At 72.8% G+C, this 19,170-nt stretch carries 16 protein-coding genes; 12 read left to right on the top strand and 4 right to left on the bottom strand.

Annotation, left to right across the window (positions count from 1 at the left end; all coding sequences use genetic code 11):
- Window positions 1–66 precede the first annotated feature (66 nt).
- The 3 genes from ACFQ6N_RS16710 (at window position 67) to ACFQ6N_RS16700 (ending at window position 4,195) form a co-directional block, all read left to right on the top strand.
- Window positions 67–999, top strand: coding sequence for a FadR/GntR family transcriptional regulator (locus ACFQ6N_RS16710; RefSeq protein ID WP_380649742.1), 933 nt, complete (start codon window positions 67–69; stop codon window positions 997–999).
- Window positions 1,000–1,473: 474 nt separating this feature from the next.
- Window positions 1,474–3,105, top strand: coding sequence for an RNA polymerase sigma factor (locus ACFQ6N_RS16705; protein WP_380649741.1), 1,632 nt, complete (start codon window positions 1,474–1,476; stop codon window positions 3,103–3,105).
- 292 nt (window positions 3,106–3,397) lie between these two features.
- Window positions 3,398–4,195, top strand: coding sequence for a S1 family peptidase (locus ACFQ6N_RS16700; RefSeq protein WP_380649820.1), 798 nt, complete (start codon window positions 3,398–3,400; stop codon window positions 4,193–4,195).
- A gap of 255 nt (window positions 4,196–4,450) precedes the next feature.
- On the opposite strand, the gene ACFQ6N_RS16695 is transcribed toward ACFQ6N_RS16700, so the two are convergent.
- On the bottom strand, window positions 4,451–4,684 hold the full coding sequence (locus ACFQ6N_RS16695; protein WP_380649740.1) for a hypothetical protein: 234 nt from the start codon (window positions 4,682–4,684) through the stop codon (window positions 4,451–4,453).
- Between the two features lie 539 nt (window positions 4,685–5,223).
- Between ACFQ6N_RS16695 and ACFQ6N_RS16690 the strand changes: the two genes are divergently transcribed.
- The 6 genes from ACFQ6N_RS16690 to ACFQ6N_RS16665 all read left to right on the top strand — a co-directional run bounded on the left by ACFQ6N_RS16690 (window position 5,224) and on the right by ACFQ6N_RS16665 (window position 12,444).
- Complete coding sequence (locus ACFQ6N_RS16690) at window positions 5,224–7,335, top strand: type IIA DNA topoisomerase subunit B (RefSeq protein ID WP_380649739.1); 2,112 nt, start codon at window positions 5,224–5,226, stop codon at window positions 7,333–7,335.
- Window positions 7,336–7,491: 156 nt separating this feature from the next.
- Window positions 7,492–7,977, top strand: a complete 486-nt coding sequence (locus ACFQ6N_RS16685; RefSeq protein ID WP_380649738.1) for a DUF1453 domain-containing protein — start codon at window positions 7,492–7,494, stop codon at window positions 7,975–7,977.
- A gap of 9 nt (window positions 7,978–7,986) precedes the next feature.
- Window positions 7,987–9,180 (top strand): sensor histidine kinase, encoded by a 1,194-nt coding sequence (locus ACFQ6N_RS16680; RefSeq protein WP_380649736.1) that lies wholly within the window; start codon window positions 7,987–7,989, stop codon window positions 9,178–9,180.
- Window positions 9,177–9,872, top strand: a complete 696-nt coding sequence (locus tag ACFQ6N_RS16675; protein ID WP_380649735.1) for a response regulator — start codon at window positions 9,177–9,179, stop codon at window positions 9,870–9,872. Before ACFQ6N_RS16680 ends, ACFQ6N_RS16675 begins: the two co-directional genes overlap by 4 nt.
- 125 nt (window positions 9,873–9,997) lie before the next feature.
- Window positions 9,998–10,657, top strand: a complete 660-nt coding sequence (locus ACFQ6N_RS16670; RefSeq protein WP_380649734.1) for a DUF485 domain-containing protein — start codon at window positions 9,998–10,000, stop codon at window positions 10,655–10,657.
- The gene (locus tag ACFQ6N_RS16665; RefSeq protein ID WP_380649732.1) at window positions 10,654–12,444 is read left to right on the top strand and encodes a cation acetate symporter; all 1,791 of its coding nucleotides are present in this window, start codon (window positions 10,654–10,656) and stop codon (window positions 12,442–12,444) included. The genes ACFQ6N_RS16670 and ACFQ6N_RS16665 overlap by 4 nt, the downstream gene beginning before the upstream one ends.
- Window positions 12,445–12,612: 168 nt before the next feature.
- On the opposite strand, the gene ACFQ6N_RS16660 is transcribed toward ACFQ6N_RS16665, so the two are convergent.
- Together ACFQ6N_RS16660 and ACFQ6N_RS16655 are read right to left on the bottom strand one after the other, a co-directional pair.
- On the bottom strand, window positions 12,613–13,299 hold the full coding sequence (locus ACFQ6N_RS16660; protein WP_380649731.1) for a response regulator: 687 nt from the start codon (window positions 13,297–13,299) through the stop codon (window positions 12,613–12,615).
- Window positions 13,299–14,894, bottom strand: a complete 1,596-nt coding sequence (locus tag ACFQ6N_RS16655) for an ATP-binding protein (protein WP_380649729.1) — start codon at window positions 14,892–14,894, stop codon at window positions 13,299–13,301. Before ACFQ6N_RS16655 ends, ACFQ6N_RS16660 begins: the two co-directional genes overlap by 1 nt.
- 293 nt (window positions 14,895–15,187) lie before the next feature.
- Here ACFQ6N_RS16655 and ACFQ6N_RS16650 point away from each other — a divergent pair, with 293 nt between their 5' ends.
- The 3 genes from ACFQ6N_RS16650 to ACFQ6N_RS16640 are packed head-to-tail and all read left to right on the top strand — an operon-like array spanning window position 15,188 to window position 17,968.
- Window positions 15,188–15,997: an ABC transporter ATP-binding protein gene (locus tag ACFQ6N_RS16650; protein ID WP_380649728.1), complete on the top strand. Its 810-nt coding sequence runs from the start codon at window positions 15,188–15,190 to the stop codon at window positions 15,995–15,997.
- Window positions 15,987–16,856: an ABC transporter permease gene (locus ACFQ6N_RS16645; protein ID WP_380649727.1), complete on the top strand. Its 870-nt coding sequence runs from the start codon at window positions 15,987–15,989 to the stop codon at window positions 16,854–16,856. The genes ACFQ6N_RS16650 and ACFQ6N_RS16645 overlap by 11 nt, the downstream gene beginning before the upstream one ends.
- A gap of 38 nt (window positions 16,857–16,894) precedes the next feature.
- Window positions 16,895–17,968 carry an ABC transporter substrate-binding protein gene (locus tag ACFQ6N_RS16640; RefSeq protein ID WP_380649725.1) on the top strand — a complete coding sequence of 358 codons (1,074 nt, stop codon included), beginning with the start codon at window positions 16,895–16,897 and terminating at the stop codon, window positions 17,966–17,968.
- A gap of 104 nt (window positions 17,969–18,072) precedes the next feature.
- On the opposite strand, the gene ACFQ6N_RS16635 is transcribed toward ACFQ6N_RS16640, so the two are convergent.
- Window positions 18,073–18,975 carry a sucrase ferredoxin gene (locus tag ACFQ6N_RS16635; protein WP_380649724.1) on the bottom strand — a complete coding sequence of 301 codons (903 nt, stop codon included), beginning with the start codon at window positions 18,973–18,975 and terminating at the stop codon, window positions 18,073–18,075.
- Window positions 18,976–19,170 lie beyond the last annotated feature (195 nt).

Below are 19,170 nucleotides of genomic sequence, written 5' to 3'. Positions count from 1 at the left end.
GACCGTAATGAGCGGTTCTTCCTGATAAGAAGTCAATTATCCAGTCACGGGCGATCACCCTTTCGTGTGCTTTTCACGAGAATTCTCAAGCCACGCCCGCGGATCGCCGACAAAGGAGGCGTGAGTACCCTTGCGCACCCCACCATGACCCCCGCCCGTTCCGCCGAAGGGCCGATCCACGGTCCCGGCGGCCTGGACCGCTTCTCGTACGCCGACCGGCCGACCCCGCCGGTGCCCCGCTGGGAGGGCGCCGAGTCGGACATCTCCCGGGTCGGCCGCAAGACGACCAGCAGCCGAGGCCGCGGTCTGCACGGCCAGCTGGTCCAGCAGCTCGGCCAGATGATCGTCTCCGGCGACCTCGGCGCCGACCGCCCGCTCGTGCCCGAGGAGATCGGCCAGCGGTTCGAGGTCTCCCGGACCGTCGTCCGCGAGTCGCTGCGAGTGCTGGAGGCCAAGGGCCTGGTCAGCGCCCGGCCGAACGTCGGCACCCGGGTCCGTCCGGTCGGCGACTGGAACCTGCTGGACCCGGACATCATCGAGTGGCGCGCCTTCGGCCCGCAGCGGGACGAGCAGCGCCGGGAGCTGTTCGAGCTCCGCTGGGCGATCGACCCGCTGGCCGCCCGGCTGGCCGCCGGCCACGGCCGGGAGGACGTCCAGCAGCGGCTGGTCGAGCTGGTCGAGATCATGGGCCACGCCGCCGCCCAGGCCGACCTGTCCACCTACACCCGGGCCGACGCCGAGCTGCACGGCCTGGTCCTGCAGATGGCCGGCAACCGGATGCTGGAGCACCTCTCCGGGATCGTCGCCTGCGCGCTGCAGGTCTCGGGCGGTCCGGCGATCTCCTGCGAGCGGCCCTCGGAGGCCTCGGTCAGCCTGCACGCCCGGCTGGTGGACGCGCTGGGGGCCGGCGACGGCGCCGCGGGCGAGGTCGCGATGCGGGCGCTGCTCACCGTCCACCCCGAGGTCGAGCCGTCCGTCCCCGCGCCCCGGGAGCACTGAGCGGGCTGTTCCGACGAGCGGAGGCGCCGGATCCGGCGGTCCGCTCCGCCAGGGCCCTCCGGCCGCACCTCGAGGCGCAGCCGGAGGGCCTCCGCATGCGGACGGTCCGTCGGAGGCGCCGACCGCCCCCGCTCCGCGATCCGTCCGGACCATGGCGAAAGGTTTCGGCGCGAGTGCGCGATGATGGAACCCGGCCCCGTGGCCGCGGCCGCCAAGTGGTGTGACCCGCGACACGAAGGCCATGCGTAACACTTGACGAGTAGCAGCGATGTCTCCTGAGCGGGAGCAGCTCCGGAATAATCCAACATGTCAGAATGCTGTGTTGGTCCGCGGCGCTGCTGCCGTCCTGCAAACCCAGTCCTCAAGCCCGAGTCGGTCGGAATCGACACCGCGCGTCCGACGCGCGATCTCCTTCCCCGCCCGCTCGGGCGGCCGGTACGGGTTCGAGTCCACTCATCGTCCGAGAGGTTGTTCGTGTCGGCCAGCACATCCCGTTCGCTTCCCCCCGAGATCGCCGAGTCCGCGGCTCTGCTGGCGCTCATCGAGCGGGGCAAGGCCCAGGGGCAGATCGCCGGTGACGACGTGCGCCAGGCGTTCGAGGCGGACCAGATCCCGGTCACCAAGTGGAAGAACGTCATGCGCAGCCTCAACCAGGTGTTGATTGAGGAGGGGGTGGACCTCATGGTCAGCGCGGCCGAACCGGCCGGCGCCAAGCGCAAGAGCGTTGCTGCCAAGAGCCCCACCAAGCGCACCGCCACCAAGGCTGTCACCACCCGGACCCCGTCGGCCCCGACCAAGCCGCCCGTGCGGATCGCCCCCGGCGCTCCCGTCGCGGCCCCGGCCGTCGCCGCCGCCGCGGCCTCGGCCCCCACCGTCTCCGCCGACATCACCGCCGGGGGGGCGACCACCGTCGCCACCGAGGCGAAGGCTGTCGCGGCGAAGAAGGCCGCCCCGGCCAAGAAGGCCGCGGCCAAGAAGACCGCCGCGCCGGCCAAGAAGACCGCTGCCAAGAAGACCGCCGCCACCAAGGGCGGCAAGGGCGACGAGGAGCTGCTCGGCGAGGAGGAGATCCTCGAGGAGACCACGCCGGGCGCCGAGAAGACCGAGGCCGAGGGCCCGGAGGAGGAGTCGGAGGGCTTCGTCCTCTCCGACGACGACGAGGACGACGCGCCGGCCCAGCAGGTCGCCGTCGCCGGTGCCACCGCCGACCCGGTCAAGGACTACCTGAAGCAGATCGGCAAGGTCCCGCTGCTCAACGCCGAGCAGGAGGTCGAGCTCGCCAAGCGCATCGAGGCCGGCCTGTTCGCCGAGGACAAGCTCTCGGCCGCCGACAAGCTCGCACCCAAGCTCAAGCGCGAGCTGGAGATCATCGCCGAGGACGGCCGCCGGGCCAAGAACCACCTGCTGGAGGCCAACCTCCGCCTGGTGGTCTCGCTGGCCAAGCGCTACACCGGCCGCGGCATGCTCTTCCTGGACCTGATCCAGGAGGGCAACCTGGGTCTGATCCGTGCGGTCGAGAAGTTCGACTACACCAAGGGCTACAAGTTCTCGACCTACGCCACCTGGTGGATCCGCCAGGCGATCACCCGCGCCATGGCCGACCAGGCCCGCACCATCCGTATCCCGGTGCACATGGTCGAGGTCATCAACAAGCTGGCCCGCGTCCAGCGCCAGATGCTCCAGGACCTGGGCCGCGAGCCCACCCCGGAGGAGCTGGCCAAGGAACTCGACATGACCCCCGAGAAGGTCATCGAGGTCCAGAAGTACGGTCGTGAGCCGATCTCGCTGCACACCCCGCTGGGCGAGGACGGCGACAGCGAGTTCGGTGACCTGATCGAGGACTCCGAGGCGGTCGTCCCGGCCGACGCGGTCTCCTTCACCCTGCTCCAGGAGCAGCTGCACTCGGTGCTGGACACCCTCTCCGAGCGCGAGGCCGGCGTGGTCTCGATGCGCTTCGGCCTGACCGACGGCCAGCCGAAGACGCTCGACGAGATCGGCAAGGTGTACGGGGTCACCCGTGAGCGCATCCGCCAGATCGAGTCGAAGACCATGTCGAAGCTGCGCCACCCGTCGCGTTCCCAGGTGCTGCGCGACTACCTGGACTGATCGACAGCAGTCGTCGACGAAGGCCCGGAGCCCCACGGCTCCGGGCCTTCCGGCTTGTCCGGGCCAGGCCGCGTCAGCGTACGGGTGGTGGTTGTCGCCCGTACGGGTGGCGGCGTGTCGGGAAGCGGTCGCACGGTGTAGCCGGTCACCTACGCTGTGCCGGTTGCCTGCTGCCGAGCCTTCTGGAGTCACGGTGCCGACCGAGCCGGACCGCACTGATCTGCCGACCCCCGTCCCGCCCCGGGCCGACCCGGCCGCCGCCCGGGTGGGCCGCCGTCGCCGGGCCGCCGTGCTGGCGCTGATCGCCGCCGCGCCCGTCCCGCTGGTCGCGCTCGGCACGGCCGCGCCGGCCGAGGCGCAGCGCCGGGTGGTGGGCGGCGGTACCGCGAGCACCGCCGACCACCCGTGGATCGTGGCACTGGCCAGCCGCCAGCAGTTCGGCAGCGGCCGTTCCGGCCAGTTCTGCGGGGGGGCCCTGGTCGGCCCGACCAAGGTGGTGACGGCCGCGCACTGCTTCTACGACGAGTCCAAGGGCCGGGTGGACCGGCCGGGCCTCAAGGTGATCGTCGGCCGGGACGACATGCGCGGCATGTCCGGCCGCGAGGTGTCGGTGCAGTCGGTCTGGGTCCACCCCGACTACTCGTTCGCCGCCAACATGAACGACGTGGCGGTGCTCACCCTGTCCGAGTCCCAGGACTCCCGGCCGGTGGTCGAACTGGTCGGCCAGGGCGAGACCGCGCCGTACGCGGAGGGGACGAGGGCGCAGGTGTACGGCTGGGGTGACACCACGGGGCGGGGCGACTACTCACCGCTGCTGCGCAGCGTGGACGTGCCGGTCGTCTCGGACCAGACCTGTGCGCAGGCCTACCCGGGCGGGCAGGACGGCAAGTTCGACGCCCGGGGCATGGTCTGCGCGGGCGAGGAGAAGGGCGGCAAGGACGCCTGCCAGGGCGACAGCGGGGGCCCGCTGATCGTCGAGGGGCGGCTGGTCGGCCTGGTCTCCTGGGGGACGGGCTGTGCCGAGGCGGCCCACCCGGGCGTCTACACGCGGGTCTCCTCGGTCGCGGACGCGGTGCGCTCGGTGCTGTGAGCGGCCGGGAGCCGGCGCGGCCCGGTGCGGGCCGCCACACATGTGGCGGCCGGTGACGGGGCGGTCACGTTCTGACGCCGCGTCGGGTCGCCGGGACCGGCCCTGGGCGCGGCCCGGACGAACAGGGGAGAACCGTCCGGAGAACAGCAGAGCCGGGCGACCGGCCCCCGGAGGGGTGGTCGTCCGGCTCACCGGTCGCGCGCGGTGCGCGATCGGACACAGCTCGATGCCGGCTGCTGGTGGCGGCGCCCGGGATCAGCGCTCGTCTTCGTCGGCCGTCGCGGTGGTGCTGGTGGTGAGACGGCCGCTCTCGTCCTGTATCTCCACGGCGATCTTCTTGAGCTCGGGCTCGAACTTCCGGCCGTGGTGGGCACAGAAGAGCAGCTCTCCGCCGCTCGCGAGTACGACGCGCAGGTATGCCTGGGCGCCGCAGCGGTCGCAGCGGTCAGCCGCGGTGAGCGGGCTCGCAGGTGTCAGAACAGTAGTCACGTCGCCTCTTCTCTAGCTCGACGAGCTGTCGTACCAGGGTCAACATCCAACCAGGCCGAAAACGTTCCCGCTCGTGGCTTTTCTTCTCTGAGGATTCTGCTGTGTTGATGAGGACGTGCCCCGGGCGCCGGTGGTTCATGCCTGCCGAAATCCCGGGATCCGCTCATGGCTCGAACGTCCGATCGGGATCGGGTCCGAGGTCCGCGTAGCATAATCCTCTGCCGGGTTGGAGCATAAGCCCCGTCCCGGGCCCCGGTAGCCTGCATAACGGCAGTTCCGGAGCCTGCGCCGGGCCCCACGATCCGCCAGGACCGGTGCTACCGGGAGGAGATGGCGCCCCCCGGGCCCACACCCGGGCGCGGTGCTTGTTCGCGCAGCGCGTACAAGCTGCGCGGGGCCGGGTCCGCGTGCTGCGTACCCGGCGCAGGGGTGCGGGCACGCAGAGCGACGGATGTCGGTGCGGCGTGCTGCACTGGCGTTTGGTCCGGATCCGTCCGGATGTGACCGATGAGACAGAACTTCACCGAGGAGAGTGCCGCGTGAGTGCCGAAACGACCGGGCCGTCCGCGCTGCTGGCCGGCGACGACGGTTCCAACTACACCGCGCGGCACCTGCTCGTCCTGGAGGGCCTGGAGGCGGTCCGCAAGCGCCCCGGCATGTACATCGGCTCGACCGACAGCCGCGGCCTGATGCACTGCCTCTGGGAGATCATCGACAACTCCGTCGACGAGGCGCTGGGCGGCCACTGCGACCGCATCGACGTCGTGCTGCACCCGGACTCCTCGGTCGAGGTGCGGGACAACGGGCGCGGCATCCCGGTCGACGTCGAGCCCAAGACCGGGCTGTCCGGCGTCGAGGTCGTGATGACCAAGCTGCACGCCGGCGGCAAGTTCGGTGGCGGCTCCTACGCGGCCTCCGGCGGTCTGCACGGCGTCGGCGCCTCGGTCGTCAACGCCCTCTCCGCCCGGCTGGACGTCGAGGTCGACCGCAGTGGCCACACCCATGCGATCAGCTTCCGCCGCGGCACCCCCGGCATCTTCACCGAGACCAGCCCGGACGCGCCCTTCGAGCCCGCCAACGGCCTGACCAGGGCCCGCAAGGTGCCGAAGGCCCGCACCGGCACCAGGATCCGCTACTGGGCCGACCGGCAGATCTTCCTCAGGGACGCCAAGCTCTCCCTGGAGACGCTGCACAGCCGCGCCCGGCAGACCGCCTTCCTCGTCCCCGGCCTGACCATCGTGGTGCGTGACGAGCGGCTCACCGAGAGCGAGAAGATCGAGGAGTCGGTCTTCCGCTACGACGGCGGCATCGCCGAGTTCTGCGAGTTCCTGGCCCCCGACAAGCCGGTCTGCGACGTGGTGCGGCTGCACGGCGAGGGCACCTTCAAGGAGACCGTGCCGGTCCTGGACGAGCTCGGCCACATGACCCCCACCGAGGTCACCCGCCACCTCGGCGTGGACATCGCGCTGCGCTGGGGCACCGGCTACGACACCACCCTGCGCTCCTTCGTCAACATCATCGCCACCCCCAAGGGCGGCACCCACGTCACCGGTTTCGAGCGCTCGCTGGCCAAGACGGTCAACGAGGCGCTGCGCGCGGGCAAGCTGCTGCGCGTCGCCGAGGACGACATCACCAAGGACGACGCCACCGAGGGCCTGACCGCGGTGGTCACCGTCCGGCTCGCCGAGCCGCAGTTCGAGGGCCAGACCAAGGAGGTGCTCGGCACTTCGGCGGCCAACCGGATCGTCGCCGCCGTCGTCGCCAAGGAGCTCAAGGCCTTCCTCTCCTCGGCCAAGAAGGACCAGAAGCTCCAGGCCCGGGCGGTCATGGAGAAGATCGTCGCGGCCGCCCGCACCCGGGTCGCGGCCCGCCAGCACAAGGAGGCCCAGCGCCGCAAGACCGCGCTGGAGACCAGCTCGCTGCCCGCCAAGCTGGCCGACTGCCGCAGTGACGACGTCGACCGCAGCGAACTGTTCATCGTCGAGGGCGACTCGGCGCTCGGCACCGCCAAGCTCGCCCGCAACTCCGAGTTCCAGGCGCTGCTGCCGATCCGCGGCAAGATCCTCAACGTGCAGAAGGCCTCGGTGAGCGACATGCTCAAGAACACCGAGTGCGCCGCGATCATCCAGGTGATAGGGGCCGGTTCGGGCCGCACCTTCGACATCGACCAGGCCCGCTACGGCCGGGTCATCTTCATGGCCGACGCCGACGTCGACGGCTCGCACATCCGCACCCTGCTGCTGACCCTCTTCCACCGCTACATGCGGCCGATGGTCGCGCAGGGCCGGGTCTTCGCCGCCGTGCCCCCGCTGCACCGGATCGAGCTCACCAGCCCCAAGCGCGGCCAGGAGAAGTACCACTACACCTACTCCGACGCCGAACTGCGCTCCACCCTGCTGGAGTTCCAGCGCAAGGGGCAGCGGTGGAAGGAGCCCGTCCAGCGCTACAAGGGCCTGGGCGAGATGGACGCCGACCAGCTGGCCGAGACCACCATGGACCCGCGCCACCGCACCCTGCGCCGGATCAACCTGGGCGACCTGGAGCAGGCCGAGCGGATCTTCGACCTGCTGATGGGCAACGACGTCGCCCCGCGCAAGGAGTTCATCGTGGACTCCGCGGCCACCCTGGACCGATCGCGCATCGACGCCTGACGCGCCCCGTCCGGCCGGGCCCTCCACCCACGGGTGGAGGGCCCGCGCGTTTGCCTTCCACCCGAGGTCCACCCCGGCTCCGATCAGCGGGAACGCCCCGGTCCGTAGCGTCGGAGAGGTCAGCAGAAGCCCTTCCGTCGGGACGGAGAAGCCCCCATGAACTCCCTCACCAACATCCTCGTGATCGTCGCGGTGGTGGTGCTGGTGGTCCAGCGCCAGATGCGCGTCCAGCGCCTGGACTCCGAGCGCCGCTTCTGGTTGCTGCCGCTGATCCTGGGCGTGCTCGCGCTGCGCGACCCGCAGCTCATCGACCACGCGCACACCGGCGTCTCGGCCGCCCTGCTGGCCGCCGGCCTGCTGACGGTGCTCGTGATGGGCTCCGTCTGGGGCTGGACCGTCCGGCTCTGGCGGGACGCCGACGGCACCGTCCTCGCCAAGGGCACCAAGGCCACCCTGGCCGCCTGGGTCGGGATGATCGTCATCCGGATCGGCCTGTACGGGATCGGCTCGGCCCTGCACGTCCACCAGGCGGGCAGCGCGCTGATGCTCGGCATGGCGGTGATGCTGCTGGTCCGCTCCCTCGTGGTGAACTGGAGGGCCCGGATGCTGGAACCCGTGCGGACGACCGCCGTGCGGAACTGACCGACCGCCGTGAGCACCGAGGAGGCACCCGTGGCCGGGTGGTACTGGACCCGCTGGCCGTCCCGGGAGGGGCTGGAGCGCGAGGCGGAGAGCCGGCCCCGGCGGATGCTGACCGTGCTCGGGCGGTTCGTCCTGCTGAACGTCGTCTGCTGGGGGACCTTCTCCGACGGCAGGTTCACCGGTTGGGCGCTGGCGGCCGCGGTGGCCGGGCTGGCCGCGGCCGTCGGCCTCACCGCCGCCTTCCTGAGCGCCACCCGGGAGCAGCGCCCGGCGCCCTCGTTCGTGTTCGCCGCCGGGGTGTTCGGGGCCGGCTGGCTGGCCCACGCGGGGCAGGCCACCACGCTCGCCGCCGTCCTCTGGTGCGGTCTGGCCGTGATGTCGCTGGTCCGGATGCCGCCGGTGCCCGCCGCCGCCGTCGCGGTGGCCGCGATGGGCTCGTACGCGGCGGTCAGCCCGGCGGACTGGCTGGGCGTCGGAGCGACCGTCGGCGGCATAGGCCTGCTCGGCTACCTGCTGCGGCTGGACGTCGAGGCGCGCGGCACCGCGCGCCGGCTGCTCGTCCAGGAACGCGCCGCCCGGGCCGCGCAGGCGGAGAGCGCGGCGCTCGCCGAACGGGCCAGGATCGCCCGGGAGATCCACGACGTGCTCGCCCACAGCCTCTCCGCGCAGCTCGTCCACCTGGAGGCGGCCCGGCTGATGCTGGAACGCGGCACCGACCGCGAGCAGGTCCGCGACCGGGTCGTCGCCGCCCGGCGGATGGCGCAGGACGGACTGGTCGAGACCAGGCAGGCGCTGTCCGCGCTGCGCGGCGAGTTCACCCCGGTCGGGGACTTCCTGGTCGAGCTGACCGGACGGGAGCGGGTCGCCCTCGAAGTCACCGGGACGCCCCGGCCGCTCGCCGCCGAGGCCGCGCTCGCGGTGCGGCGCACCGCGCAGGAGGCGCTGACCAATGTCCGCAAGCACGCGCCCGGCGCCCGTTGCTCGGTGGAACTGCGCTACCTGGACGGGGCGGTGGAGCTGGAGGTGCGCAACACCCGCCCGCCGCGCGGGTCCGACGCCGGTCCGACGCCGGGGGAGTTGGCGGCCAGCGGCAGCGGGTACGGTCTGCTGGGTATGCGCGAACGCGCTGAACTGCTCGGCGGCACGCTGGTGGCGGGCCCGGAGGACGGAGGGTGGCGCGTGCTGCTGCGGGTGCCGGTATGACGGATCCGGGGGTCACCAGGGTGCTGGTGGCGGACGACCAGACGGTGGTGCGCGAGGGCATCGTGATGCTGCTGGGGCTGCTGCCCGGCATCGAGGTGGTCGGTGCGGCGGGGGACGGGGAGGAAGCCGTCGCCCTGGTGGAGCGGTATCACCCGGACGTGGTGCTGATGGACCTGAGGATGCCCCGCTGCGACGGCGTCGAGGCGACCCGGCGGATCCGGGCGGCGCACCCGGAGGTCGAGGTCGTGGTGCTCACCACCTACGCCGACGACGACTCGCTGTTCCCGGCGCTCCAGGCGGGGGCGCGTGGCTACCTCACCAAGGACGCCGGCGCCGACCAGATCGCCCGGGCCATCGCGGATGTCCGTTCGGGCGCGGCCGGGCTCTCCCCGCAGGTCCAACTCCGGTTGCTGGAAAGGCTTTCGGAGCAGCCTGGCCGGTCCGCGCCGACGGCCGAGCGGCCCGCCGCCCGGCCGGGGGAGCTGCCCGACGGGCTGACCGCCAGGGAGGCCGAGGTGCTGGCGCTGATCGCGGAGGGGCTCTCCAACGCGGAGATCGCCCACCGGCTGTTCGTCAGCCAGGCCACCGTGAAGACGCACATCAACAACCTGTTCGCCAAGACCGCCGTCCGTGACCGGGCCCAGGCGGTCGCCTACGCGTTCCGACACGGAATCACCGGTACGCAGCAGTAGTCGGATGGGCGTCTGTCGGATCATCGATCACCTCATCGAGTGAACGTATCTGCGATGGTCCGAGGCGCCGTCCAACGGGCTCCATCATGGTTCGGGTCAGAACGTCCGGCCGTTCAGGAGCAGCAGTGCCACAGCAGCAGACGAGCAGTCCCGGGCAGGGACAGCGTTTCGACTGGTGGGCCGCTCCGGCCGCCACCCCCGCCGAGGCCTCCTCCGGGGCCCCGCCGGAGCCATCGGAGCCGCGCCGCCGAACGGCGGTACCGCCGCAGTCCGCGCCCACCCGTCCGGCCCCCGCCCATACGGCGCCCGCCGGTGCGGACCGGTCGGCAGCGGTCGCGGCCGAGCCCGTGCCGGTCGTCGTCGTGCCGGTCGTCGTCGCGCCGGCCGCCGTTCCGGCCGCCCCGTCCGGGCCCGCCGTCGTCCCGGCCGCCCCCGCGGCCCCGACAGCCCCCGCGGCTCCGGCGGCCGCCGACAGCACCGAGGTCTACCGGTCCGTCCAGGCCGGCGCGGCCTTCCAGGAGATCCGCCGCAGCTACCGGACCTTCGTCTTCCCGGTCACCGGCGTCTTCCTCGGCTGGTACCTGATGTACGTCGCGGCCCAGGCCGCCGCGCCCGCCCTGATGCGCACCCCCGTCGCCGGCCCGTTCAACGTGGCCTGGCTGCTCGGCCTGCTGCAGTTCGCCTCCACCTTCCTGCTCACCTGGCTCTACGCCCGCAACGCCCGGACCAAGCGCGACCGCGCCGCCCTGGGCCTGCGCTGGGACACCCAGGACCAACTGCGATGACGAGCGTGATGACCCCCCTGATGACCGGCCCGGCGACGAGCACGGTCACGACCGTGCTGACCACCGCCACCCCGCCCCCCGTCGCCCCCGCCGGCGACCACCACTCGCTCGCGATCGTGCTGTTCGCCGTCGTCGTCCTGGTCACCCTGGGCATCACCCTCTGGGTCGGCCGCCAGGGCAACGCCGCCGAGGACTTCTACGCCGGAGGCCGCGACTTCACCCCGCTGCAGAACGGCTTCGCCCTCTCCGGCGACTACCTCTCCGCCGCCTCCTTCCTCGGCGTCGCCGGGCTGATCGCCCTGTACGGCTACGACGGCGTGCTCTACAGCATCGGCTTCCTGGTCGCCTGGCTGGTGGTGCTGATGCTGGTCGCCGAACTCGTCCGCAACGCGGGCCGGTACACCCTCGCGGACGTGCTGGCGCTGCGGCTGCGCCGGCGCAAGGTGCGCGCCGCTGCGGGCGGCGCCAGCGTCGTCGTCACGCTGCTCTACCTGGTCGCCCAGATGGTCGGCGCTGGTTCGCTGGTGGCCCTGCTGCTCGGCACCGACAGCCCGCAGGCCAGGACCTGGACGATCATCGCGGTCGGCGCCCTGATGATCGTCTACGTGACGATCGGCGGGATGCGGGCCACCACCTGGATCCAGATCATCAAGGCCTTCCTGCTGACCGCCGGCTCGGTGCTGCTCACCGTGCTCCTGGTGGTCCGCTTCCACGGGGACCTCGGCGAGCTGATGCGCCAGGCCGCGCAGCACAGCGGCGCCGGACAGCGCTACCTGGAGCCCGGGCTCAAGTACGGCGCCGGGTTCACCAGCCGGCTGGACTTCTTCAGCCTCGGCCTCGCCCTGGTGCTCGGCACCGCCGGCCTGCCGCACATCCTGTCCCGCTTCTACACCGTGCCCACCGCGCGGGCCGCCCGCCGCTCCACGATGTGGGCGATCGGCCTGGTCGGCGGCTTCTACCTGATGGCCATCCTGCTCGGCCTCGGCGCCACCGCGCTGGTCGGCTCGGCCGAGGTGCGGCACGCCAACGCGGCCGGGAACACCGCCGTCCCGCTGCTCGCCCTGGTGCTCGGCGGCGGCAACGGCAGCACCGGCGGGGTGGTGCTGTTCGCGCTGATCTCGGCGATCGCCTTCGCCACCATCCTCGCCGTCGTCGCCGGGCTGACCCTGGCCTCCTCGGCGGCGTTCGCCCACGACATCTGGGCCGGGGCCTGGCGCGACCGGCCCCGGCGGGAAGCGGCCCGGGCGCGGGCCGGGAGGGGGCGCGGCCGGCTGCGCCGCCGCCGGGCCGAGGCGGTGCCCGGCTCCCGCTCGGCGGCGGAGTCCGCGGCCGGGGCCGGCGAGCAGCAGGAGGTCGTCGTCGCCCGGTTCGCGGCCGGCGGGATCGGCGCGGCGGCGATCGTGATCAGCCTCTACGCCCAGCAGCTGAACGTCGCCTTCCTGGTCGGCCTGGCCTTCGCCGTCGCCGCCTCCAGCAACCTGCCCGTCCTGCTGTACAGCCTGTTCTGGTCGCGGTTCACCGCCCGCGGCGCGGTCTGGTCGGTGTACGGCGGGCTGGTCCCGGCGATGGTCCTGGTGTTCTTCTCGCCGGTGGTCTCCGGATCCAAGGTCGCGCTGTTCTCCGGCCTCGACTTCCACTGGTTCCCGCTGGAGAACCCCGGCATCGTCTCCATCCCGCTGGGCTTCCTGGCGGGCTGGATCGGGACGGTCACCTCGTCCGAGCCCGCCGACGCGGACCGCTTCGCCGAACTGGAGGTACGGGCCCTCACCGGTGCGGGCGCGGCCTGAGCCGTCGCGCCCGGGGAACCCCGGCGGGCCTGGGGCCGCCGGGGTTCCCCCATGTCCGGAGCCGTGTCCGGAGCCGTGTCCGGGCGCGGCCCCTCGGGAGCCGAAGCCGTCGTGGCCCGAGCCCGGCCCCGGCCCCGGCCCCGGCCCCGGCCCCGGCCCCGGCCAGGGTCACGCCCGGGCCGCCAGCCCGTAGCGGTGCTCCGGACGGCCGGTGTCGCCGTACCGCAGGGTCAGCCGGAGCCGGCTGTCCCGTTCCATCTGCTTGAGGTAGCGCTGCGCGGTGGAGCGGCTCAGCCCGGTGGCGTCGGCGACCTCCTGGGCGGACAGCGGCCGACCCGCCCGGCGCAGCACGCCCAGTACCAGGTCGGTGGTCGGCGCGGAGTGGCCCTTGGGCAGCATCCCGGTCGGCGCGGCGGCGCTGCGCAGGGTCGCGAACAGCCGGTCCACCTCGTCCTGGCCGGCTTCCCGGGCCGGTGCGGCCAGCGCGTGCCGCAGCTGCGCGTACGCCACCAGCTTCTCCCGCAGTCCGGCGTAGGTGAACGGCTTGACCAGGTACTGCAGCGCGCCGTGCTGCATCGCGGCGTGGACCGTCGAGACGTCGCGGGCGGCCGTCACCATCATCACGTCGCAGGCCACCTGGCGTTCGCGCAGCCGGCGCACCAGGGCCAGGCCGGTCTCGTCCGGCAGGTGGTGGTCGAGCAGCAGCAGGTCCACCGGGCGGCGCTCCAGGAAGGCCAGCGCCTCCCCGGCGGAGTGCGCGGTGCCGGTCACCCGGAAGCCGGGCACCTTGGCCACGTAGGCGGCGTGCACGTCCGCGACCCGGAAGTCGTCGTCCACCACGAGTACGTCGATCATCACGCCTCCACGAGCCGGTCGGTGAGCAGGGCCTCGGGCAGTTCGACGGTGAACCGGGCGCCGCCCAGCGGCCCGGTGTCGAGCACGATCCGGCCGCCGGTCCGTTCGACCAGCCGCCGCACCATCGCCAGCCCCAGCCCGCGCGGACGGTGCGCGGGCGCCTCCTTGCTGGTCCAGCCCTCCTCGAAGACCTGCTCGCGCAGGTCCTCCGGCACACCGGGGCCGCTGTCCGCGACCTGGAGCAGCAGGGTGGAGCCGGCCGCCGCCAGGCTCACCTCCAGCCGCCCGCCGCCGCCGGGCGTCAGGGCGTCCACCGCGTTGTCGACCAGGTTCCCGAGCACCGTCACCAGGGCCCGCGGGTCCACCACCGTGTCCGGCAGGTGCGCCGCCGGGGCCAGCGCCAGCCGGACCCCGCGTTCGCCGGCCACCGCGGTCTTGCCCGCCAGCAGCGCCGCGACGTGCGGGTCCTGCACCTGCTCGGCGATCCGCGCGGCGACGACGGCGTGCGAGCCGGACTGCTCGGAGATGAACGCCACCGCCTGCCGGTGCCGGCCCAGCTCCAGCAGGCCCAGCAGGGTGTGCATCCGGTTGGCGTGCTCGTGGTCCTGGGCCCGCAGGGCCTCGGTCAGGCTGCGGGTGGTGTCCAGCTCCCGGACCAGCGACTCCAGCTCGGTGCGGTCGCGCAGCGTGACCACCGCGCCGCCCTCGGCGGTGGCCATCCGGTTCACCACCAGCACCCGGTCGTCCCGGACGGCCGGCAGGTCGGCGCCGGTGATCCGGCCGGTCAGCACGTCGGCCAGCCGGCCCGGCGGCAGCACCTCGGTGATCGGCCGGCCGGTGCAGTCCTCGGGCAGGCCAAGCAGCCGGACCGCCTCGTCGTTGGCGAGCCGGACCCGGCCGCGCTCGTCCAGCGCCACCATGCCCTCGCGGATGCCGTGCAGCATGGCCTCCCGCTCCACCAGCAGCGCGGAGATGTCGGCCAGCGCGATGTTGTGGGTGCGGCGCTTGAGCCGACGGGCCAGGGCGAGGGTGGCGACGGTACCGGCGGCCAGGCCGGCGCCCGCGCACAGCAGGATCCCGGTGAGCATGGTCAGCAGCCGGCGGCGGATCGAGTCGTCGCTGATGCCGACCGACACCTCGCCGACGATCCGGCCGTCCGCCATCCGCAGCGGCACCTTGCCGCGCGCGGTGCGCCCCAGGGTGCCCTGCTGGATGGCGGTGACGCTGCGGCCGTTGAGGGCCGGCTCCGGGTCGGTGCTGACCCGGTGGCCGATCCGACCCGGGTCGGTGTGCGAGAGCCGGATCCCGTCGAGGTCGGTGACCACGACGAAGCTGGCGCCGGTGGCCAGGCGGATCTGCTCGGCGTTGCGCTGCGCGGCCACCACGTCGCGGGTGTCGGCGGCCCGGGCGATGGCCTCGTCGGTGGCGGTGGCCTGGGCGATCGACAGGGCCCGCTGCATCGCGTCGTGGTCCAGCTCGCTGCTGACCGGGGCCAGGAAGAGTCCGGCGGTCACGGTGGTGACACCGACGGTGACGACGGTCTGGCTCAGCAGCAGCTGGGCGAAGACCCGGCGGGGCCAGTGGGGGAGCTTCATCCGGGCCTCCTCTCGGGGGCTTCGGGTGGTTCTGCGCGGGTGGGGGGCTGGTTCTCCGGTCGGGGACGGGTGCGGAGGCCGGTCGTGCGGCGGGGCCGGGCGTCCTCGGGTGGGGGTCGGGACACCCTATGTTTCCGGCGTGTTTCTGTCAGCCGCGCTCCCGCAGTTGTAGCGGAAGCAAAACGAGCAGAACACCCCTCAATGCGGAGAAGTCGCACTACGCGGAGAAGGCTCCCGCCGGGGGCGGGCCCGCTCCTACCTTTCCGGAGCAAGCACAGACCCGGGAGGATCGAATGAGCACTACCCCGGCGATCGAGCTGAGCGGCGCTACCAAACGGTTCCGCACGCCCTCCGGGGCGCTGCACACCGCCGTCCGCGATCTCGATCTGACCGTCGCCCAAGGCGAGTTCGTCGCCGTCGTCGGACCCACCGGCTGCGGCAAGTCCACCACGCTGACGCTGGTCAGCGGCCTGGAGGAGCCCACCGAGGGCGAGGTCCGGGTGTACGGCGAGCCCGTCGAGGGGATCGACCCCAAGGTCGGCTTCGTCTTCCAGCAGGACGCCGTCTTCCCCTGGCGCACCGTGCTGTCCAACGTCATGGCGGGCCCGCGTTTCCGCGGCGTGCCGGCCGCCGAGGCCAGGGAGCGGGCCCGGGACTGGCTGGGCCGGGTCGGCCTCTCCGCCTTCGAGGACCGCTACCCGCACCAGCTGTCCGGCGGTATGCGCAAACGCGTCGCGCTCGCCCAGACCTTCGTCAACGACCCGACGATCCTGCTGATGGACGAGCCGTTCTCGGCGCTGGACGTGCAGACCCGCGCCCTCATGTCGGACCAGCTGCTGGAGCTGTGGGCCGGGACCGGCTCGTCCGTCGTCTTCGTCACCCACGACCTGGACGAGGCCATCGCGCTCGCCGACCGGGTCGTCGTCATGACCGCCGGGCCGGCCACCGTCAAGGAGGTCTTCACCGTCGACCTGCCACGACCGCGCACCGTCGAGGCCGTCCGGCTGGAACCGAGGTTCGTCGAGCTGTACCGCGAGATCTGGGCCTCGCTCGGCGAAGAGGTGCGCATCACCCGGGAGAGAGGAGCGGGTCGTGCCGCTTGAGACCGCGTCCGCCGTCGCCGGGAAGCCCCCGGCCGTCACGACGAGAACCGAGGCCCGCGAACGGGCCGCCCGCAACCGGAAGCTGGGCGTCTACGGCGCCCGGGTCGCGGTCCTGGCCGCCTTCCTCGGACTCTGGGAGGTCTGCGCCCGGACGAAGGTCATCGACCCGTTCAACTTCTCGCAGCCGTCGAGGATCTGGGACCAGATCTGGCAGTGGGTGACCCACGGCACCGCCCAGGGATCGCTCGGCGAACAGATCGGCTACACCCTCTACGAGGCCCTCACCGGCTGGGTGATCGGCGTGGTCGGCGGTGTGCTGCTGGGCATCGCGCTCGGCCGGATCCGCTTCCTGGCCGACGTGTTCGGGCCGTACATCAAGGTGCTCAACGCCATCCCGCGCATCGTGCTCGCGCCGATCTTCCTGATCTGGTTCGGCCTCGGCCCGGCCTCCAAGGTCGCCTCCGCCGTGGTGCTGGTGTTCTTCCCGGTGTTCTTCAACGCCTTCCAGGGCGCCCGCGAGGTGGACCGCAACCTCGTCGCCAACGCCCGCATCCTGGGCGCCGACAACCGCAAGGTCACCCTCCAGGTGGTCATCCCCGCCGCCACCACCTGGATCTTCACCAGCCTGCACGTCAGCTTCGGCTTCGCGCTGATCGGCGCCATCGTCGGCGAGTACATCGGCGCCACCAAGGGCCTCGGCCTGCTCGTCGCGGCCGCCCAGGGCACCTTCAACGCGGCCGGCGTGTACGCCGCCATGACCATCCTCGCGGTCGTCGCCCTGTTCACCGAAGGGCTGCTGACCCTCGTCGAGAAGAAGCTGTTCCGCTGGAAGCCCGCCGACGCGGGCGACGGCCGCTGACCCCCCTGCCGGCAAGAAGTAGAGAGGCACCCCCACCCATGCGCCCGAACTCCACTGGCAGAGCCGCTGCCGCCGCCCTCGCCGCCGTCCTGCTCCTCCCGCTCTCCGCCTGCGCCAACGACGCCGCCGCCGGCCACGGCGCGGTCGCCGCCCCGGCCGGGCAGCAGGTCGACGGACCCAAGGTCAAGATCATGGTCGGCGGCCTGGACAAGGTCATCTACCTGCCCGCGATGCTCACCCAGCGGCTCGGCTACTTCGCCGAGGCCGGGGTCAACGTCGAGCTGCTGACCGAGCCCGCCGGCGTCAACGCCACCACCGCCCTGCTCGCCGGCGACGTCCAGGGCGCGGTCGGGTTCTACGACCACACCATCGACCTCCAGGCCAAGGGCAAGAACGTCGAATCCGTGGTGCAGTTCTCCCAGGCACCCGGCGAGGTCGAGATCGTCTCCACCAAGCAGGCCGACGCCGTGAAGTCCGGTGCCGACTTCAAGGGCAGGAAGCTCGGCGTCACCAGCCTCGGCTCCTCGACCGACTTCCTCACCAAGTACCTCGCGGTCAAGAACGGCACCGCCGTCAGCGAGTTCAGCCCGATCGCGGTCGGCGCCGGCCAGACCTTCATCGCCGCGCTCCAGCAGGGCAGCATCGACGCCGGGATGACCACCGACCCGACCGTCGCCGCGATCCTGGACAAGGGCCTCGGCAAGGTCCTCTACGACATGCGCACCCCCGAGGGCTCGCGCCAGGCGCTCGGCGGGCTGTACCCGTCGTCCTCGCTGTACATGAACATCGACTGGGTGGAGAAGAACAAGGACACCACCCAGAAGCTCGCCAACGCCTTCGTGAAGACCCTCAAGTGGATGTCCGCCCACACCCCCGAGGAGATCGCCGCGAAGATGCCCGCCGACTACGCGCAGGGCGGCGCCGAGCAGTACGCGGCGGCGATCAAGGCGACCCTGCCGATGTTCACCACGGACGGCGTGATGCCGGCCGACGGGCCGAAGACGGTGCTCTCGGTGCTCGCGGCGTTCCACCCGGACGTCAAGGGCAAGGAAGGCTCCATCGACCTGTCCAGGACCTACACCACGGAGTTCGTCGGCAAGGCCACCGGCTGACCGCCCCCGTCGCGCAGCGGTCCCGCGCCCACCCCCACGGGCGCGGGGCCGACGTGTGTCCGGACGGGGGCGTCGCCCGCGAGCTCAGCCCGCCGGCCGTCCGTTCAGACCCCCCGGACGGACAGCACGTCCATGCGGGACGGGGTCCCCGCCGCCTTGCCGCAGCTCTCCGGACGGGCCGGCTCGCTCACCGCCTCGACCACGTCGACCTCCCAGCTCCGGCCGTCCCGGTGCAGCACCGTCACCAGCCAGCGGCCCTCGCCGTCCGGCCGCTGGGTGAGCGTCAGCGCGTCCACCGCGGTCTCGCCGGTCGCCAGCCGCACCGCGTGCTCGGCCGCCTGGCCCGGACGCTCCCAGCCCGAGCAGCCCCGCGACCACTCCGGCACCGTATGCCCGGCCGCCGTCGCCGCCAGCACCTCCTTGGCGGTCTCCGCCGTCAGCCGCCCGTACGCGTAGCCGTACGGCAGCACCAGCATCGTGGGGGAGAAGCGGTGCCCGCCCAGGTGCGTCACCTCCCACACCTCGCTGTGCCCGGCGGCCGCCAGCTCCGCGGCGAGCGGACGGCCCAGCAGTGCGCAGCAGCGGTCCCGCCGACCGTTGGTGCACACCAGCGCCAACGGGCCGCCGACGTGCTCCGCCCCGAAGCCCGTGTGGTCCCCCGCGCCCAGTGCCGCGAAGTCCAGCCCCAGCAGCTCCGCCGGGTCGGCCACCTGCGCCCGGCGTACCCAGCCCCGGCCCGGCACGGTGTGCGCCACGACCACTTCGTGCCGCGCCGTCGGCAGGCAGTCCGCGTGCCGCCCCGGCCGCCGCACCAGCGCCACCCGCACGCCCGTGCCCGCCGCGGCCTCCTCCAGCGCCCGGCCGACGGCCGCGTCCAGATGGCTCTCGCGCAGCGCCTTCGCACCCCACGGCCCGTTCTGCTCCACCAGCAGCCAGGTGCTCGCCACCGCCGCCGTCGCGGTCAGCGGCTCCGAAAGTTCACGCGACAGGGTCGCACAGGTGCTCACCCGGGCAAGGCTACCCTCGGCCGATCACCCGGACGCGGCCCTGACCCGCCGCGCCACGGCCTCCTCCGGCGTCCCGGAACCGGCGTCCCGGAATGGCGTCCCGGCCCGTAGTGCCCGCCCGCCGGACCGGGCACCCCGGACGACCGGGCCGGCCGGAGGGCGGGCACGGCGAAGCGGAGGGGCACCGGACCGGTC

This window comes from Kitasatospora sp. NPDC056446 (genome assembly GCF_042796115.1).
In the GTDB taxonomy this organism is placed as follows: domain Bacteria; phylum Actinomycetota; class Actinomycetes; order Streptomycetales; family Streptomycetaceae; genus Kitasatospora.
This window is presented reverse-complemented; position numbering and strand designations above follow the sequence as displayed.

What these genes read in the sequence shown, in the direction of transcription:
- ACFQ6N_RS16685 (WP_380649738.1), top strand. Translation starts at nt 7,492, where the DNA reads ATGAACTCCCTCACCAACATCCTCGTGATCGTCGCGGTGGTGGTGCTG.
- ACFQ6N_RS16675 (WP_380649735.1), top strand. Translation starts at nt 9,177, where the DNA reads ATGACGGATCCGGGGGTCACCAGGGTGCTGGTGGCGGACGACCAGACG.
- ACFQ6N_RS16665 (WP_380649732.1), top strand. Translation starts at nt 10,654, where the DNA reads ATGACGAGCGTGATGACCCCCCTGATGACCGGCCCGGCGACGAGCACG.
- ACFQ6N_RS16660 (WP_380649731.1), bottom strand. Translation starts at nt 13,299, where the DNA reads ATGATCGACGTACTCGTGGTGGACGACGACTTCCGGGTCGCGGACGTG.
- ACFQ6N_RS16655 (WP_380649729.1), bottom strand. Translation starts at nt 14,894, where the DNA reads ATGAAGCTCCCCCACTGGCCCCGCCGGGTCTTCGCCCAGCTGCTGCTG.
- ACFQ6N_RS16650 (WP_380649728.1), top strand. Translation starts at nt 15,188, where the DNA reads ATGAGCACTACCCCGGCGATCGAGCTGAGCGGCGCTACCAAACGGTTC.
- ACFQ6N_RS16640 (WP_380649725.1), top strand. Translation starts at nt 16,895, where the DNA reads ATGCGCCCGAACTCCACTGGCAGAGCCGCTGCCGCCGCCCTCGCCGCC.